Source organism: Kribbella sp. NPDC051137, from assembly GCF_040682535.1.
Taxonomy (GTDB): domain Bacteria; phylum Actinomycetota; class Actinomycetes; order Propionibacteriales; family Kribbellaceae; genus Kribbella; species Kribbella karoonensis.
Genome location: NZ_JBFBBI010000003.1, coordinates 208,092 through 223,108 on the forward strand (window position 1 = coordinate 208,092; position 15,017 = coordinate 223,108).

Genomic DNA, 15,017 nt, shown 5'->3' on the forward strand with positions numbered 1-15,017 from the left:
AACTTGAAGTCAAGGGAGCAGGATGCCGGGGTTCAGGACATGGTCCGGGTCGAGGGTTTGTTTGACAGTTTGTAAGGATTCGGTGGCGAGCGGGCCGATCTCTTGTACGTAGGCGGCTTGGTGGTCGGTGCCGACGCCGTGGTGGTGGGAGATGGTGCCGCCGGCCGCAGCGATGGCCTCGCTGGCGGCGGATTTGGCGGTTCGCCATTGGGTGATGGGGTCGGCGGTCTGGGCACAGACGACGGTGAAGTAGAGCGACGCGCCGGTTTCGTAGACGTGTGAGACGTGGCAGAGCACCAGGGGCGGGGTCGTCGGCAGAGCTCCGACGAGCGCCTCGGTCACGGCGGTCTTCAGAGCCGGGATGCGGGACCAGAACGCGGCGGTCTCCAACGTCTCGACGAGGGCCCCCTCGTCGAGGAGCGGATCACGGAGGTACGGCGCGCGGTAGCGGCCGACCCGCCACGTCTCGCCAGGTCCCTCGCCGAGGTTCGTGCCGCCTGCCGCGGTCAGGACGTCGGCCGTCGCCTGGTTGTACGGGCCGTCGAAGCCGATGATCGCGAGGACACCGCCGGCGCTGCCGCCGAGAACGTCCGGGTCGGCCAGGTTCACCGCGGTCTCGACCTCGTCCGACAGCCGCAGCACGGTCGGCAGCGGGCCGTCCTGGGCGAGCCGGCGGACCGCGGTCAGGCCGGCGTCGAAGGTCTCGAACTTCCAGCCTTCGAAGTGCCGCTCGGTCGGGCGCGGGCGGATCCGGACGACGACCGACGTGATGATGCCGAACGCACCCTCGGAGCCGAGGAACAACTGGCGGAGGTCCGGACCGGCGGCGGACATCGGTGCGCGGCCGAGCTCGATCGTGCCGCGCGGGGTGGCGACCGTGACCCCGACGACCATCTGGTCGAAGCGGCCGTACCCGGCGGACGACTGGCCGCTGGAGCGGGCCGCCGCGTACCCGCCGATCGAGGCGCCTTCGTAGGACTGCGGGAAGTGCCCGAGCGTGTAGCCGCGCCCGGCGAGCAGGGCCTCGGCGGCCGGGCCGCGGACGCCGGCTTGCAGGGTCGCCGTTCGCGAGATCTCGTCGAGCTCCAGCAGTCCGTCGAGGCGCCGGAGATCGACCGTGACGAAGCTTCTGTTCGGGGCCAGACCGCCTACTACCGAGGTGCCGCCTGAGTACGGGACGACAGCCAGGTCGTGCTCGGCAGCGCCGGCCAGAACCGCTTGTACTTCGTCGTGGGTCGCCGGGTAGACGACGGCGTCCGGTACGTCGGTGGTGTCCGCCGCGCGGAATCGCAGGAGGTCCGTTGTCGAGTACCCACGGGTATGGGACCAGCGAGCGTTCCAGTCGGTCGTCACGTGCTGAGGGCCGACAACCGAGGCGAGGAACTGCAACTGCCGGCCGGTGGCTCCGGGCCTGGCCTCCGGTTGCGCGGCCGGCGGCGGTGGGCGGTGGATGCCGAGGTGTTTGAGCGCGTCCAGTGCGGCGGCGGGAAGTTCCGCGGGGTGCGCCGGGTCGCCCCAGCGGCCAGGGGTGAGTTGCGCCACCGGGAGGTCGGATTCCGTCATCTGTGACTCCCTTTCGGCCTGGGCGCGGGGTAGCGTCCAGGGGAGGTGGAACCCCCTGGCTCCCACCTCCCCTGGACAGTTCCGGGATGCCGCTGCACAGTTCCGGGAAAACGACGGCGCTGATACACTTTGGCATGTGATGTCTCAGCGTAGCAGCGAAACAGAGCAAGAGACCAGCACCCGTCCGACGCCGGCGAACGCGATCGGCGAGGAGCGAATCCTGGACGCGGCGTACGAGTTGCTGCTCGCGATCGGGATGCGCCGGATGACGATGGCCGACATCGCCCGGCATGCGGAGGTCTCCCGCGCGACCCTGTACCGGCGCTGGCCGAACGTGCAGGCCGTGGTCGCCGCGCTGATGACCCGGGAGTGGACGATCGCGCTGGTGTCCGCGTTCCAGCCGGACGCCGTCGACGGCCGCGCCCGCTTGGTCGAGGGCGTCGTCGAGGTGGTCGCGAAGACCCGCGTGCACCCGCTGATGCGGAAGATCATCGAGCTCGACCCCGAGTTCCTCACGCCGTACCTGCTGGAGCGCCGCGGCAGCAGCACGGTCGCGCACCTCGCGCTGGTCGAGGAGGGTCTCCGCCAGGGGCAGGCCGACGGCTCGATCCGCGCGGGTGACCCGGTCTGGCTGGCCCGGCAGATCATCCTGGTCTCGCTGGCTTCGGCGGTGTCCGGCCCGGTGATGGCCGAGAAGGACGAGTACCCGAAGCTCGACGAGGAGCTGCGCGTGATGCTGACGAGGTACCTGATGCCATGAGCACCATCGGCAACGCGAGCCTGAACGCGGCACGGCGTACCCGGGAGCTCGACGAGCTGACGGCCGTCGACGTGCTCGTGATCGGCGGCGGTGTCACCGGCGCCGGCGTGGCGCTGGACGCGGCCTCCCGCGGACTGAGTGTTGCCCTGGTGGAGAAGCACGACCTGGCGTTCGGCACCAGCCGGTGGAGCTCGAAGCTCGTGCACGGCGGCCTGCGGTACCTGGCGTCCGGACACGTCGGGATCGCGTACGAGAGCGCAGTCGAGCGCGGCATCCTGATGAAGACGACCGCGCCGCACCTCGTGCACCCGATACCGCAGATCGCGCCGTGGTTGCCGGAGGCAAAGTTCGTCCAGGCCGCGCTGCTGCGGTCGGCGTTCCTCGGCGGCGACGTACTACGGACGTTCGCGCGAACCAGCGACGACTACCTCCCGCACTCCCGCCGGGTGTCCTCGGCGGAGATCCTGCGCTACGCGCCGACACTGCGTCCGGAGGGGATGCGCGGCGGCTTCCTCACCTGGGACGGCCAGCTGTACGACGACGCCCGCCTGGTGGTCGCGATCGCCCGGACCGCCGCGCAGTACGGCGCCCGCATCCTGACCCACGTCGCCGCGACCGAGGTGACCGGGCAGGGCGCGGTCCTGGTCGACCAGCTGACCGGCGACCGGCTGTCGGTGGACGCGCGGATCGTGATCAACGCGACCGGGATCTGGGCGGATCAGGTGGCCTCCGGCATCAGGCTCCGCCCGAGCCGCGGCACCCACCTGGTGCTGCCGCAGTCCGTGTTCGGCGGCCTGTCCGCGGTCCTCACGGTGCCGGTGCCGGGTGAGCTGCGCCGGGTGGTGATGGCGATCCCGGCGCCCGACGACCGCGTGTACGTCGGCCTCACGGACGTCGACGCGCCCGGCCCGGTCGACGACGTACCGCAGGCGACCGACGCGGAGATCGACTTCCTGCTGGACACGATCAACGCCGCCGTCCAGGAACCGGTGACCCGCGCGGACCTGCTCGGGACGTACGCCGGCCTGCGTCCGTTGCTCGACACCGGCCATCACAGCGGAACCGCCGACATCTCCCGGCGGCATGCGGTGATCACCAGCGACGACGGGGTGGTCACGATCGTCGGCGGCAAGCTCACGACGTACCGGCGGATGGCCGAGGACGCTCTCGACACCGCGCTCGACCAGTCGGACGTCGAGGTACGGCGGCAGTGTGAGACGCACCGGATCCCGCTCGTCGGTGCGGCCGATCGGGTGCAACTCGCCGCGGTCCGGGCGCCGGCGAGGTTCGTCCAGCGGTACGGCGTGGAGGCCCTGCGGGTGCTCGAGGGGCCGCCGGAGTTGCGGGAGCCGATCGCGCCCGGGCTGCGGACGACGTACGCCGAGCTGAGGTTCGCGATCCGGCACGAGGGGGCGCTGACCGAGGACGACGTACTCGATCGGCGGACCCGGATCGGGCTGTCGGCGGCGGACCGGGAGCTGGCGCTGCCTGCGGTGCGAGAGGCATTTGCAGCGGTCTAGGTTAACTTGGCTGCGGGGAGGTGGAAGGTGACGCAGCCTTATCCGGGGTCGTATCAGCCCGGGCCGTACCAACCGGTGCCGTATCAGCCGGTGTTGCCGCAGTTCCGGCCGTTGCGGGCGGTCGGGATCGTCAGCATGGTGCTGATGGGGCTGAGCGTCGTCGCCGCGATCATCCAGTGCGTGCTGCTCTGGCGGTCGTACGACCAGGTCAAGCGGCTCGTGTACGGGCTGCTCTCGGACGCCGAGATCGAGCGCGGCGCCCGCTCGGTCGCCGGGACCGGACCGTTGCTGGACCTGCTCGGCTACCTGTTGATCGGGACCGCGATCGCGTTCCTGCTCTGGCTGTGGCGCGCCCGCGACAACGTCGACTTCCTGCACTCACCGTTCGCACCGCAGCCGGTCGTGCCGCAGTACCTGCTGCACCGGCACGCACCGGGCTGGGTGATCGGCTCGTGGTTCTGCCCGGTCGTGCAGTTCTGGTACCCGTTCCAGATCGTCGAGGACGTCGTCCGCGCCAGCAAGCCGCCCGCGCGGCCGCACGGACGGGTCCGGGCGCTGCTGTACGGGTGGTGGGCGACCTGGACCGGTTTCTGGGTGATCATGGTCGGCGGCGGAGCGGTCGCGGTGATCGGGTTCGTCGTCTGGGTCGTGCGGCTCGTCCAGGCGACCGACAACGGCGCCGGCGAGTACGTCGACGTCTACGACCTGCAGGACTTCATGGTGCATGTGGCGTTGAGCGTCGACATCGGGTTCACGGTCGCGACCGTGCTGCTGATCGCGGCGGGTGTCGCGATGGCCCTCCTGATGCGGCAGGTCGGCGACTGGCAGGACGAGCGGATGGTGCCGCCACCACCCGTGCAGGACCACCTGCCGCCGCTGACTCCGCAGTATGCCCCGCGGAACCCCGGCCCGGGATTCCCGACCTACGGCCGCTGAAGTACGACCACGCTCGCGTCGTCGTACTGCTTCCACCGGCCGCCCGTCGTGGTGGCGTCGTACGCGCGGACCCGGTCGATCAGCTGTCGTGGACCCGCGGTCGTGAGTACGTCGACCAACTCGTCCCAGGAGTGCCCGTAGAGCTCGGTGAAGCGGGACGCGCCGTCGGAGAGGATCGCGATCACGTCGACCGCGGCCAGGTCGGTGCTCCCGGTGATCGCCTCGTACGCCGCCTTCGGCTCGGTGCTCGCCGCCCAGAACCCGCCCGGCCGGTTGCGGAACCGGCGTACCGCCTCGAGGGTCCGCTCCGGGAGCTGCTCGATCCGGTCGTCGTAGTGCACGGTGATCTGTCCTTCGGGGGACCGCATCACGACCGGCGAGTCGGCGAGGACGAGGTGCTCGACGTGGTCCGGGTGCAGCCGGACGATCGAGACCGTGGACGACGGGCTGTCCGGATTACTGACGTCGCAGGTGTCCGCGTGGGTCGCCCGGAGCGCGGCGATCGCCTCCGCGAGCAGGTCGGGCAACGGCGCGGAGGACTGCGCGAGCAGCGCCGGCGCCAGCTGGATCGCGAGCTGCTTCACCAGCCACGGGACGTCGTGGACACAGCCGGAGTCGACGCCCGTCGGCGCGGTGGCGCCGTCGAGGACAAGCGCGAAGTCGGGTCCGGTCAGGACGAGATCCTCGTTGACGGCAGGTGGTCGCCGATCCGGCGCCGCCTCACTGAGCGAGCGAATCTGCACGCGCCTAGTGTGACTGAGCCCAGCTGTCGGCGAGGGACTGCTCGAGGGCGATCTTGGGCGACCAGCCGAGCTGCTGGCCGATCAGCGTACTGTCCGCCTGCTGCCACGGCGCCCCGAGCAGGGTCTCCTGGCCGGCCTCGTCGACGATCGTCGCCGCCAGCCCGCTGAGCTCGAAGAGCTGCCCTGCCACGTCGCGCGCGAGGGTCGCCCGGCCGCTGCCGACGTTCAGCAGCGGCGGCAGCTTCCCGTCCGCGAGCGCGACCGCGAGCACGGCCTCGGCCACGTCCCGGACGTCGACGAAGTCGCGCCAGACGTCCAGCGCGCCGACCTCGATCCGCTGTCGCGTCCGCAGATCCCGGATCACCCGGCCGGTGAGCGTACTGTCGGGCGCCCCAGGCCCGATCACGTCGAAGATCCGCAGTACGACGGCGTCCGCGCCGGACCGTTGCGCCCGGAGTACGAGCTCGGAGCCGGCCAGCTTGGTGATCCCGTACGGTCCGAGCGGATGCGGAGCGCTGTCCTCGGGCATGCTCGTGCCGTGCGCGGCACCGCCGTACTCCGCCGCCGAACCGAGCTGGACGAACCGCGCGTGACCGGCATGGTCGCGGACCGACGCGAGCAGCGCCTCGACGGCAATCACGTTCGCCCGGACCAGCTCGGCCGGCGCACCGAACGTGGCGCCGACCGCGTTGATGACCACGGTCGGCTTGTACATCCCGATCTGGGTGTCCAGCGCGTACGGGTGCATCGCGGCCAGGTCACACCGCCGGTACGGCTCGCTGCGGGTCCGGCTCAGCCCGCGGTACTCGATCCCGCGGTCGTCGAGCAGCGCGCAGATCCTGGCACCGAGAAAGCCTCCCGCGCCGAACACCATCACCCGCTCAGTTCCGGTCACCCCTCCATCGTGCGTCCCGTAGTTGTCGGTCGGCCTTCCGTTCTCCTGCCTTAGCATCACAACTCTGTCCGTACGGCGTGGCAGTGTGAGGGTATGGCTGATCGTGTGGACGGGCGTCCGGCAGCACCTACCGAGTCGACGATCCGGGACTGGGACGACGCGGATCCGTCCGGGCAGACGTACCGGCGGGTGCTGTTCGTCGACTCGGATCTGACCGAGGTGGAGAACCGCGGCGCGGTGTTCGAGGAGTGCACGTTCCGCGGGGTCCGGTTCAACGCGTCGACCCACACCGACGCCGCGTTCGTGAACTGCACGTTCGTCCGCTGCTCGCTGTTCGACACCACGTTCACCCGGTGCAAGTTCGTCGGCAGCTTCTTCGACGACTGTGCACACAGCCTGATGAAGGTGTCCGGCGGCGACTGGTCGTTCACCGGGTTACCGGGCGCGGACCTGAAAGGCACCGAGTTCACCGGGGTGAAGCTGCGCGAGGCAGACCTGACCGGCGTCCGGGCGCCGAAGGCGGTGTTGCGGGACCTGGACCTGTCCGGCGCGATGCTGCAGAAGGCCGACTTCACCGGCGCCGACCTGCGCGGATCGGACCTGTCGACCCTCGACCCGCTGACCGTCACGCTCAAGGACGCCCGGATCGACGTTACCCAAGCGATGGTGATCGCAGCCGCTCTGGGACTCGACGTACGGCCATGACCTGTGGATATCCCCAGGCGGGCACACGGTCATCCACGGCCCCATCCACAGCCTGTGGATAACTATCCGGATAACTGTGTATTCGTTCTGTGATATCTCCCAACCGCGTTACGACGCCTGGAGGCCACCAGGGTCGCGCGCCGATGCCGAGCCGGCGGCCGGGACCGTACGACGAGCAATCCGGCGTGCTCGACGACGTACGGCGGTGTGACCAGCCGGCGCCCTCCGGTCGCGGTCAGCAGCCCGTGGGCGATCGTCTGCACGGCAGCCGCGAGGCCGACGCCGCAGACCGAGCCGAGCGAGTTCGTCAGCACGTCGTGCAGCTGACAGGTGCGGCCCAGCGACGGGACCAGCGACTGGATCGCCTCGATCGCCGCCGACAGCCCGATCCCGGCCGCGATCGCCTCCGCGCGGCGACCGCCGGCCAGCGTCAGCATCCCGGTGAACGGGACGAAGAGCAGGACGTTCAGCGGCGCCTGGATCGAGCTCAGCCCACCGAAGCCCTCCATCCGGGCACCGCACATCCCGACCGGGCCGTACCGGAGCGGAGTCGGGGTGAGCGTCGCCGCGACCACCAGCGCGAACGCCGCCGGCAGGCAGAACGCCGCCAGCCGGGGGACCAGGTCGCCGCGGCGGCGCAAGGCTGAGAAGGCGATCGGCAGGGTCATGCCGGTCAGCACGAGCCAGGTGTCCAACAGATGTGGGATACCGCGATAAGTCTCGAGCACGCGTCTGGTCCTCCGTGGTCGACCGGCTGACTCGAACCCTTCTCGACTTCCAGGACGACCATCTGCCGACGCCTCCCGCTGCCGGAAGTCCTGTCCGGACATCTGCACGCAGCCGTAAGCAGTCCGTGACAGTTCGTGACTATCCGTGCACAAACTGACATGGAAGGAAGGTGCTCAGGGCAACGATCATGTGCCAGCGGCGGCCCGGTGGAGGGGCGAGATCAACCGATCGGTGGAGGCCGGTGGGACTGCCCGGGCGATGTGCCGGACAGGGCCCGAACGGGACAGTCGTTCTACCGGAACAGAACCCCGAAAGGACCACCGAGATGACTACCCCCGCGAACGTCGGACACCCGCGCAGCGCCTCCGCGTTGCGGAGCGTGCAACTGCTGGTGACCGGCTACGTCGCGATCAGTGTGCTGACACTGATCGCCATCATCGCCCTCCGGCACCACAGCACGGTCGTCAACGACGCCGTCTGGGTCCGCGGCACGATCGTCGTCGCCAGTTCGCTGCTGACCTTCCTCTTCGCCCGCAGCGCGGCCAAGGGTTCCCACAAGGGATACCTGCGGCTCCGGATCGTGTCGGCCGTGATGCTGGTCGCGATCGTCGTGATCATCGCCCTGCCCGGCACGTTCCCGCTGTGGATGAAGGGTGAGCAGGCGGTCTGCGGACTGCTCCTGCTCGGCGTGACACTCGTGGTGAACAGCAAGCACCTCCGCTCGGTGTTCACTAAGTGACATGAGTGACCGCGTCTGGCCGATCCGTTTGACGGTGGCGCCGTATGTGTTCCTCGCGTGCCTCGCCGCCGTCACCATCCTGATCAAGCGCGACCGGACCGGATCACTCACCGTCGACCTGGTGCTGTGCGCGCTGATCGCGGTGTGGACGCTCGGCATGTTCACACTCCGCCCGGCGAAGCGGACCGACCACCGCTGGATCGGCGTCTTCATCGTCGGGTACGTGCTGCTGCTGGCCGTGCTGGTGGTGCGGGATCCGTGGTTCGGCTTCCTCACCCCGGCCGGGTACTTCTACACGTTCATCCTGCTGCCGTGGCCGATCGAGCTGCTCGGTGTCGGCAGCGTCGCGGTCGTCGCGGGGTACGCCCAGGCGTACGCCATTCCGAAGTCGGACGTCTTCGGACTGCTCGGGACCGCGGCCGTGATCGGGGTGAACGTGGTCGGGATGTGCCTCGCCTCCTGGCTCGGCCGTCGCGGCGAGGTGTTGAGCCGGCAGCGCAAGGACGCGGTCGACGCCCTGACCGAGACCAACCTCCGGCTCGAGACCACGCTCGCGGAGAACGCCGTACTGCACGAGCAGTTGGTGACCCAGGCCCGAGAAGCCGGGGTGGTCGACGAGCGCCAGCGGATGGCGCGCGAGATCCACGACACGCTCGCGCAGGGTCTGACCGGGATCGTCGCCCAGTTGCAGGCCGCCGAGACCGCGGACGACTGGCGACGGTACGTGTCCACCGCGATCGGGCTCGCCCGCGAGAGCCTGACCGAGGCCCGGCGTTCGGTGCACGCGCTGCGTCCGCAGCCGCTGCAGTCGGCGACACTGGCCGAGGCGATCGCGGACGTCGTACGGCGGTGGTCGGCGCTACACGGGATCGACGTACAGCTGACCACTACCGGCACGCAGCGGGTGATGACGCCCGAGGCGGAGTCGACCCTGCTCCGCGCGACTCAGGAGGCGTTGGCGAACGTGGCGAAGTATGCACAGGCGACCCGGGTGGGTGTGACGCTGTCGTACATGGAGAAGAAGGTCGCGCTGGACGTGCGGGACGACGGTGCGGGGTTCGATCCGGCGCAGCCCCGGCCGGCGTCGGAGTCCGGCGGTTTCGGCCTGGTCGCGATGCGGCAGCGGGTCGAGGCGCTGAACGGGACGCTGGAGATCGAGTCCGAACCGGGTTTCGGTACGGCGCTCTCGGCGACTGTGCCGTTGACCGGAGCGGGCGCATGATCCGGCTGCTGATCGCCGACGACCACCCGATCGTCCGGGACGGGCTGAGCGGGATGTTCGCGGCCGAGCCCGAGTTCGAGGTGGTCGGTCAGGCGGGCGACGGCGCGGAGGCGATCCGGCTCGCCGAGGCGCTGCGGCCGGACGTGATCCTGATGGACCTGCAGATGCCCGGGATGAACGGCCTGGACGCGATCAGCGCACTCGCCGAGCGCGGCGTACGGTCGCGCGTCCTGGTGCTGACGACCTACGACACCGACGGGTACGTCGTACCCGCGATCGAGGCCGGCGCCACCGGATACCTGTTGAAGGACGCGCCACGGGACGAACTGCTCCGCGCGGTCAGGTCCGCCGCCGAGGGCCGCCCGGTGCTCTCGCCGTCGGTCGCCGACACGCTGATGAACCACGTCCGCGCGCCGCGCGCTCCGGAGCTGCTGCTGAGCCCGCGGGAGCTCGAAGTACTGCAACTGGTTGCTAGCGGCAACACCAACCGTGAGGCCGCCCGGCACCTGTTCATCAGCGAGGCCACGGTGAAGACGCACCTGCTGAACGTCTACGCCAAACTCGACGTCTCCGACCGCGCGGCTGCCGTCGCCGAGGCCTACAACCGCGGCCTGCTCAAACCGAGCTGAGCCGGCCCAGCCTCTGGTCGGGACGCTGCAGTCGTCCCCGACGTCAACAAGTCAAGACACGAACGGAAGCCTAAACCTTGCCCCCAGGGTCAAGGTCACGGGCGGTGTTCGGCCACCGCTTCGGCTGTCCGGTGGTCGCCGGCGGCGTGCAGGCCGTCGATCACGCCGTCGATGTCGGCCTCCGGGCGGTTCTGGCTGAGCTTGAACTTGGCCTCGATCCGCCTGATCGCGACCTCGACGCCGACGATCGCCCGGAGCTGACCGCTGACGTACTTCGCCGGCGCGTCGTCCACCGACCACGGCTCGGGCCGACCCGCCTCGTGCAGATCCGAGAGCCGCCGTACGACGTCCTCGACCCAGGCCGGGTCGTCGTGGACCGTCATAGTGCCGTAGACGTGGGCGGTGAGGTAGTTCCAGGTCGGGACGACGCGACCGTGCTCCCGCTTGGAGGCGTACCAGGCGGGGGAGACGTACGCGTCCGGGCCGCGCATGATCACGAGCGCGTCCCCGATCACCGGATGCTGCCAGTGCTCGTTGTTCCGAGCGAGGTGCCCGAGCAGGACGTTCCGCTCGCGGTCGTACACGAACGGCAGCATCGTCGCCAGCAGTCCGTCGGCCGTCATCGTGACCAGATCCGCCGCGCCGTGCCGCGTCAGCAACTCCTGCACAGCGCCTTCGTCCGGCGCGAAGTGCGCGGGTACGTACATATCCACATCCTCAACTCGCGGGGGGTACGTTCCCAGCCTCGGACGGCCGGCCCCGCTACGGCAGATCCATTCGGCGGCTGTTTCACCAGCCCATTCAGGCCTGGTGGTAACGAGTGCGGAGGTCGGCGGCCTGGTCGTAGTCGTGCCGCCAGTCGCCGGTCGGCGGGAAGATGACGCGCTCGACGCCGGCAGCCTCGTACGCGGCCAGTTGCTCGAGCGGATCGCCGGTGAGCCGCGGGGCGACCACCGTGGCCTTCAGGTGTTTGCCGTCGGCAAGTTCGTTGATGCGGTCCAGGTTCGCGCGGACCTCGTCCGGCGGCAGCGCGATCGTCGCCCAGCCGTCGGCGTACTTCGCCGCCCGCCGCTGCGCCCGTACGCCGCTCCCGGCCACGAAGATCGGCGGCACCTTCACGCTCGGCGAGATCTCGGCACCGGCGATCAGCTCCGGCAGTACGGCGAGCGCCTCGTCCGTCAGCCGGCCGCGGTCCGCGAACTCGACACCAGCGGCCTCCCATCCGGCGGAGCCGTGCGCCGGGTTGCCCGTGCCGACGCCGAGGACCACGCGGTTGTCCGACACGTACTGCAGCGCGCTGATCTGCTTCGCCGCCCAGGCGACCGGCCGCAGCGCCAGCAGCATCACGTTGTATCCGATCGTGATCCGCTCGGTCACCGCTGCCGCCGTCGCCAGTACGACCGAACTCTCCAGCAGCGGGGCGCTGGCGATCAGGTGGTCCGTCGACCAGATCGAGTCCAGCCCGACTTCTTCGGCGTACCGCGCGCTCTCCCGGACGTCCCCCAGGATCGGCTGCTCGGGATCGGGTGTCGACGTCGGCAGGATGACTCCGAACTCAAGGCTCATACCGGCGGCAACCTCGTCTGCTGCGGGCCTATTCCGGGCGGTCGGCCTTGGTCAGCGAGAGGACCGCCGGGCGGAGGAGTTCGACGATCTCGTCCGGGTCCGCGTCGGCCAGCTCGTCGAGCTTGACCAGGTGCCGCCCGAGGACCACGCCGATCAGGATCGCGCTCACCACCGCGGCCCGGAGGTTGCCGTCCACGCCGGGGATCGCCTTGCTGACCTTGACGCGTTCGGCATGCGCGTTGCCCACCTCGGCGGCCGCGTCCGGGTGCGTGAGCATCGAGCGGAGGGCGGCCAACGACGCGATCGGCTCCTCGATCAGCGACTGGCGGAGAATCCCGAGCAGCTGCTCGGCGACCTCCTCCGGAGTCTCGCCGGTGACCAGCGGAGTCTCGGTCTTCGTCGCCTGCGCGAACAGCTGCTCCTTGCTGCCGAAGTAGTGCATCACCAGGCCGGCATCCACCTGCGCCGCGGCGGCGACCGCGCGGATCGTGGTCCGGTCGTACCCCAGCGCGGCGAACAACCGGCCCGCGGCGGACAGGATCCGCTCCTGGGTCTCGATCCGCTGCTGGGTCCGCGACGGCCGGGGCGTGGGCTCACTCATCGATTCATTCTACGTCCGTTGACCGGTCGCGAGTTTCGTTCTACGCTCGTTGAACCGTTCTACATCCGTTGAATGAAGGAGCATGATGACCCCGCTCGACGTACTGGAACTCCGCCGCCGGCACCTGATCGCCCGCGACTTCGACGCGTTCGCCGACCTGTTCGCCGAGGACGGCGTCATCGAACTCCCGTTCGCCGTCCACGGCCTCCCGACCCGCCTCGAAGGCCGCGAGGCGATCCGCGAGTTCTCCCTCCGCACCAGCGACCGCCCGATCGAGATCATCGACCTGCACACCAACCAGCTCCACCACACCGACGACCCCGAGGTGGTGATCCTCGAACTCACCACGCAAGCCCGCCACACGATCACCGGCGCCCCGTTCGAGGCCCGCTGCATCCAGGTCTTCCGCATCCAGCACGGCAAGATCAAACTCTTCCGCGACTACGTCAGCGCCCACACCATCCCCGACCTGACCAGCTGACGCACTAAAGTCCGGCGCATGACCTGGCGCACGTCGCTGGCTGACGGTGAATTAGTTGCGGGTTAAGGTCCGGGGATGAGCCAGCGGGTGGGTGCTTATGCGGTGTGCGTCGACGACGGGCGGGTGTTGCTGGCGCGGTACGTGTCGCCGTTCGGGGACGGGAGTTGGTGGACCTTGCCGGGTGGGGGTGTCGAGCAGAACGAGGATCCGTTCGACGCCGTGACACGCGAGGTCGCCGAGGAGACCGGATACGAGTCGGTGGTCGAGGAGATGCTCGGCGTCGACTCACGCGTCGTACCGGCCGCAGTACGCCGGCTGTGGGGCCGGGGCGATCACCAGAACCTCGGGATCTTCTACGCGGTACGCGTCACCGGCGGAACCACACGCCCGGAGCCGAACGGCGAGACAGCCGAGTCGGTCTGGACACCGCTCACCGACGTACCGGAACTGCGTCGCGCGGCACTCGTCGACGTAGGCATCGCACTATGGCAGTCCCGCCCACGAACAGGCCACGTGCCGGCAGTCGCAGTCGGCGGCTTGGTCGAGCACTGACGCCGATTACTTTGACACCCTGTCAGAAATCCACGCCCAGTGAAGGGCAGACTCATGCACTGCACCTTCTGCACAATCCTCGCCGGCAAACTCCCGTCGAGAATCCTCTACGAGGACGAGCACGCCGCCGCGTTCCTCGACCTCAATCCGCTCCGCCGCGGGCACACCCTCGTCGTACCGCGGCTACACATCAACGATCTGACGGACGAACAAGCACCGACGGCGATCACGGCAGTGGCCAAGGCGCTGCACGCGACCACGCGTCTGCTCATCGAGAAGCTGCCGTCGGACGGAGTCAGCCTGCTGCAGGCGAACGGGGTGGCGGCGGGGCAGGACGTGTTTCATCTGCACTTCCACCTGGTGCCGCGGCGGACGAGAGAACGACAGTTGACGGATCACACGCCGGATGAGGCGGCGCGTCAGTCGCTCGATGCGACGTACGAGGTGTTGAGGGGGACGCGTGGATACCAAGGGTGAGTTGTTGCGGGTGTTGCAGGGGGCTCGGGTGGGGTTGCTCGGGAAGTTGGAGGGGTTGGGGGAGTACGAGTTGCGGCGGCCGCTGGTGCCGACCGGGACCAATCTGCTCGGGTTGGTGAAGCACCTGGCGGGATTGGAGCACGGGTATCTCGGTGAGGCCGTCGGGCGAGTGCCTGTGGTGCGGCCGTCGTGGTTTCGGGAGGACGTGTCGACCGAGATCGACATGTGGGCGACGCCCGACGAGTCGAGTGAGTACGTCGTCGGCATGTACCGCCGGCTCGCGGCGCACTCCGACCGGAGCGTCGCGGACCTCGAGCTCGACAGTCCGGCGTACGTCGCGCACTGGTCGGACGGGCACCGCGACACGACCCTGGGCGTACTGCTGATCCGGATGCTCGCCGAGACCAGCCAGCACACCGGCCATGCCGACATCCTCCGCGAACAACTCGACGGCGGTCTCGGCGGCGGCACCACGGTCGCCGACGACGAGGCGTTCTGGAGCGACCGGCGGGCACAGGTGCAGGCTGCCGCCGACCACTTCCGCCCGTGAGTCAGCGGTGGTCGCCGTCGCCCTGGAGAACGCCGCGCGACGCCCGGTCCGCGAGCTTCGCAAGGTTGCGCTTGGCAACGTCCTCGAGCCGGATGCCGAGTCTTGTGGACAACTCGGACAGGTACCAGAGCACGTCGCCCAGCTCCAGCGTCAGCGCCTCCCGATCCGCGTCGGTGATCACGCCCGCCCGGTCCCGGAAGATCTTCTTCACCTTGCCGGCGACCTCGCCCGCCTCGTTCACGAGACCCAGAGTCGGGTACACAATCGGGTGATCGGTCGCGACCAGACCGCCGGTCCGCGCCGCTGCCTCCTGGTAACCACTGAAGTCGAACGCCCTCTGCTCGGTCAT

Annotated in this window: 19 protein-coding genes; 11 read left to right on the forward strand and 8 right to left on the reverse strand. The window is 69.5% G+C overall.

What is annotated here, in order from left to right; translation table 11 throughout:
* Positions 1-9: 9 nt before the first annotated feature.
* Positions 10-1,563 (reverse strand): FAD-binding oxidoreductase, encoded by a 1,554-nt coding sequence (locus AB0M51_RS15925; protein WP_344188751.1) that lies wholly within the window; start codon positions 1,561-1,563, stop codon positions 10-12.
* 139 nt (positions 1,564-1,702) lie between these two features.
* On the opposite strand from AB0M51_RS15925, the gene AB0M51_RS15930 reads away from it, so the two are divergent.
* The 3 genes from AB0M51_RS15930 to AB0M51_RS15940 are packed head-to-tail and all read left to right on the forward strand — an operon-like array spanning position 1,703 to position 4,779.
* The gene (locus AB0M51_RS15930) at positions 1,703-2,323 is read left to right on the forward strand and encodes a helix-turn-helix domain-containing protein (RefSeq protein WP_344188750.1); all 621 of its coding nucleotides are present in this window, start codon (positions 1,703-1,705) and stop codon (positions 2,321-2,323) included.
* Positions 2,320-3,843, forward strand: coding sequence for a glycerol-3-phosphate dehydrogenase/oxidase (locus AB0M51_RS15935; RefSeq protein ID WP_344188749.1), 1,524 nt, complete (start codon positions 2,320-2,322; stop codon positions 3,841-3,843). The genes AB0M51_RS15930 and AB0M51_RS15935 overlap by 4 nt, the downstream gene beginning before the upstream one ends.
* A 27-nt stretch (positions 3,844-3,870) precedes the next feature.
* Positions 3,871-4,779, forward strand: coding sequence for a DUF4328 domain-containing protein (locus tag AB0M51_RS15940; protein ID WP_344188748.1), 909 nt, complete (start codon positions 3,871-3,873; stop codon positions 4,777-4,779).
* Here the strand turns inward: AB0M51_RS15940 and AB0M51_RS15945 are convergent.
* Together AB0M51_RS15945 and AB0M51_RS15950 are read right to left on the reverse strand one after the other, a co-directional pair.
* Positions 4,767-5,522: a protein phosphatase 2C domain-containing protein gene (locus AB0M51_RS15945; protein WP_344188747.1), complete on the reverse strand. Its 756-nt coding sequence runs from the start codon at positions 5,520-5,522 to the stop codon at positions 4,767-4,769. The genes AB0M51_RS15940 and AB0M51_RS15945 overlap by 13 nt on opposite strands.
* A 4-nt stretch (positions 5,523-5,526) precedes the next feature.
* Entirely contained in the window at positions 5,527-6,417 is an 891-nt protein-coding gene (locus AB0M51_RS15950) for an NAD-dependent epimerase/dehydratase family protein (RefSeq protein WP_344188746.1), read from the reverse strand.
* Positions 6,418-6,510: 93 nt separating this feature from the next.
* On the opposite strand from AB0M51_RS15950, the gene AB0M51_RS15955 reads away from it, so the two are divergent.
* Complete coding sequence (locus AB0M51_RS15955) at positions 6,511-7,122, forward strand: pentapeptide repeat-containing protein (protein WP_344188745.1); 612 nt, start codon at positions 6,511-6,513, stop codon at positions 7,120-7,122.
* A gap of 62 nt (positions 7,123-7,184) precedes the next feature.
* On the opposite strand, the gene AB0M51_RS15960 is transcribed toward AB0M51_RS15955, so the two are convergent.
* Positions 7,185-7,850 (reverse strand): VanZ family protein, encoded by a 666-nt coding sequence (locus AB0M51_RS15960; protein WP_363749505.1) that lies wholly within the window; start codon positions 7,848-7,850, stop codon positions 7,185-7,187.
* A 326-nt stretch (positions 7,851-8,176) separates the two neighbouring features.
* On the opposite strand from AB0M51_RS15960, the gene AB0M51_RS15965 reads away from it, so the two are divergent.
* From AB0M51_RS15965 to AB0M51_RS15975, 3 genes are read left to right on the forward strand one after another with little or no spacing between them, the layout of a single operon-like run.
* The gene (locus tag AB0M51_RS15965) at positions 8,177-8,590 is read left to right on the forward strand and encodes a hypothetical protein (protein WP_344188742.1); all 414 of its coding nucleotides are present in this window, start codon (positions 8,177-8,179) and stop codon (positions 8,588-8,590) included.
* Position 8,591: 1 nt separating this feature from the next.
* On the forward strand, positions 8,592-9,812 hold the full coding sequence (locus AB0M51_RS15970) for a sensor histidine kinase (protein ID WP_344188741.1): 1,221 nt from the start codon (positions 8,592-8,594) through the stop codon (positions 9,810-9,812).
* Positions 9,809-10,441, forward strand: coding sequence for a response regulator transcription factor (locus AB0M51_RS15975; protein ID WP_344188739.1), 633 nt, complete (start codon positions 9,809-9,811; stop codon positions 10,439-10,441). The genes AB0M51_RS15970 and AB0M51_RS15975 overlap by 4 nt, the downstream gene beginning before the upstream one ends.
* 95 nt (positions 10,442-10,536) lie before the next feature.
* On the opposite strand, the gene AB0M51_RS15980 is transcribed toward AB0M51_RS15975, so the two are convergent.
* The 3 genes from AB0M51_RS15980 to AB0M51_RS15990 form a co-directional block, all read right to left on the reverse strand.
* Positions 10,537-11,148 (reverse strand): FMN-binding negative transcriptional regulator, encoded by a 612-nt coding sequence (locus tag AB0M51_RS15980; RefSeq protein ID WP_344188737.1) that lies wholly within the window; start codon positions 11,146-11,148, stop codon positions 10,537-10,539.
* Positions 11,149-11,242: 94 nt separating this feature from the next.
* On the reverse strand, positions 11,243-12,007 hold the full coding sequence (locus AB0M51_RS15985) for an LLM class flavin-dependent oxidoreductase (protein WP_344188736.1): 765 nt from the start codon (positions 12,005-12,007) through the stop codon (positions 11,243-11,245).
* Positions 12,008-12,035: 28 nt separating this feature from the next.
* A complete protein-coding gene (locus tag AB0M51_RS15990; RefSeq protein WP_344188735.1) occupies positions 12,036-12,608 on the reverse strand; it encodes a TetR family transcriptional regulator in 573 nt (190 codons plus the stop codon).
* 82 nt (positions 12,609-12,690) lie between these two features.
* Here AB0M51_RS15990 and AB0M51_RS15995 point away from each other — a divergent pair, with 82 nt between their 5' ends.
* The 4 genes from AB0M51_RS15995 (at position 12,691) to AB0M51_RS16010 (ending at position 14,668) form a co-directional block, all read left to right on the forward strand.
* Positions 12,691-13,089, forward strand: a complete 399-nt coding sequence (locus AB0M51_RS15995; RefSeq protein WP_363749506.1) for a nuclear transport factor 2 family protein — start codon at positions 12,691-12,693, stop codon at positions 13,087-13,089.
* Between the two features lie 75 nt (positions 13,090-13,164).
* Entirely contained in the window at positions 13,165-13,641 is a 477-nt protein-coding gene (locus AB0M51_RS16000; protein WP_344188732.1) for an NUDIX domain-containing protein, read from the forward strand.
* A 39-nt stretch (positions 13,642-13,680) separates the two neighbouring features.
* On the forward strand, positions 13,681-14,118 hold the full coding sequence (locus AB0M51_RS16005) for an HIT domain-containing protein (RefSeq protein ID WP_344188731.1): 438 nt from the start codon (positions 13,681-13,683) through the stop codon (positions 14,116-14,118).
* A complete protein-coding gene (locus tag AB0M51_RS16010) occupies positions 14,102-14,668 on the forward strand; it encodes a DUF664 domain-containing protein (protein WP_344188730.1) in 567 nt (188 codons plus the stop codon). Before AB0M51_RS16005 ends, AB0M51_RS16010 begins: the two co-directional genes overlap by 17 nt.
* 1 nt (position 14,669) lies before the next feature.
* Here AB0M51_RS16010 and AB0M51_RS16015 read toward each other — a convergent pair whose 3' ends face one another.
* Positions 14,670-15,017, reverse strand: coding sequence for a nucleoside triphosphate pyrophosphohydrolase family protein (locus tag AB0M51_RS16015; protein ID WP_344188729.1), 348 nt, complete (start codon positions 15,015-15,017; stop codon positions 14,670-14,672).

What these genes read in the sequence shown, in the direction of transcription:
- AB0M51_RS15965 (WP_344188742.1), top strand. Translation starts at nt 8,177, where the DNA reads ATGACTACCCCCGCGAACGTCGGACACCCGCGCAGCGCCTCCGCGTTG.
- AB0M51_RS15930 (WP_344188750.1), top strand. Translation starts at nt 1,703, where the DNA reads ATGTCTCAGCGTAGCAGCGAAACAGAGCAAGAGACCAGCACCCGTCCG.
- AB0M51_RS15985 (WP_344188736.1), bottom strand. Translation starts at nt 12,007, where the DNA reads ATGAGCCTTGAGTTCGGAGTCATCCTGCCGACGTCGACACCCGATCCC.
- AB0M51_RS15975 (WP_344188739.1), top strand. Translation starts at nt 9,809, where the DNA reads ATGATCCGGCTGCTGATCGCCGACGACCACCCGATCGTCCGGGACGGG.
- AB0M51_RS15990 (WP_344188735.1), bottom strand. Translation starts at nt 12,608, where the DNA reads ATGAGTGAGCCCACGCCCCGGCCGTCGCGGACCCAGCAGCGGATCGAG.
- AB0M51_RS15980 (WP_344188737.1), bottom strand. Translation starts at nt 11,148, where the DNA reads ATGTACGTACCCGCGCACTTCGCGCCGGACGAAGGCGCTGTGCAGGAG.
- AB0M51_RS15955 (WP_344188745.1), top strand. Translation starts at nt 6,511, where the DNA reads ATGGCTGATCGTGTGGACGGGCGTCCGGCAGCACCTACCGAGTCGACG.
- AB0M51_RS16015 (WP_344188729.1), bottom strand. Translation starts at nt 15,017, where the DNA reads ATGACCGAGCAGAGGGCGTTCGACTTCAGTGGTTACCAGGAGGCAGCG.
- AB0M51_RS15935 (WP_344188749.1), top strand. Translation starts at nt 2,320, where the DNA reads ATGAGCACCATCGGCAACGCGAGCCTGAACGCGGCACGGCGTACCCGG.
- AB0M51_RS16000 (WP_344188732.1), top strand. Translation starts at nt 13,165, where the DNA reads ATGAGCCAGCGGGTGGGTGCTTATGCGGTGTGCGTCGACGACGGGCGG.
- AB0M51_RS15925 (WP_344188751.1), bottom strand. Translation starts at nt 1,563, where the DNA reads ATGACGGAATCCGACCTCCCGGTGGCGCAACTCACCCCTGGCCGCTGG.
- AB0M51_RS15970 (WP_344188741.1), top strand. Translation starts at nt 8,592, where the DNA reads ATGAGTGACCGCGTCTGGCCGATCCGTTTGACGGTGGCGCCGTATGTG.
- AB0M51_RS15995 (WP_363749506.1), top strand. Translation starts at nt 12,691, where the DNA reads ATGATGACCCCGCTCGACGTACTGGAACTCCGCCGCCGGCACCTGATC.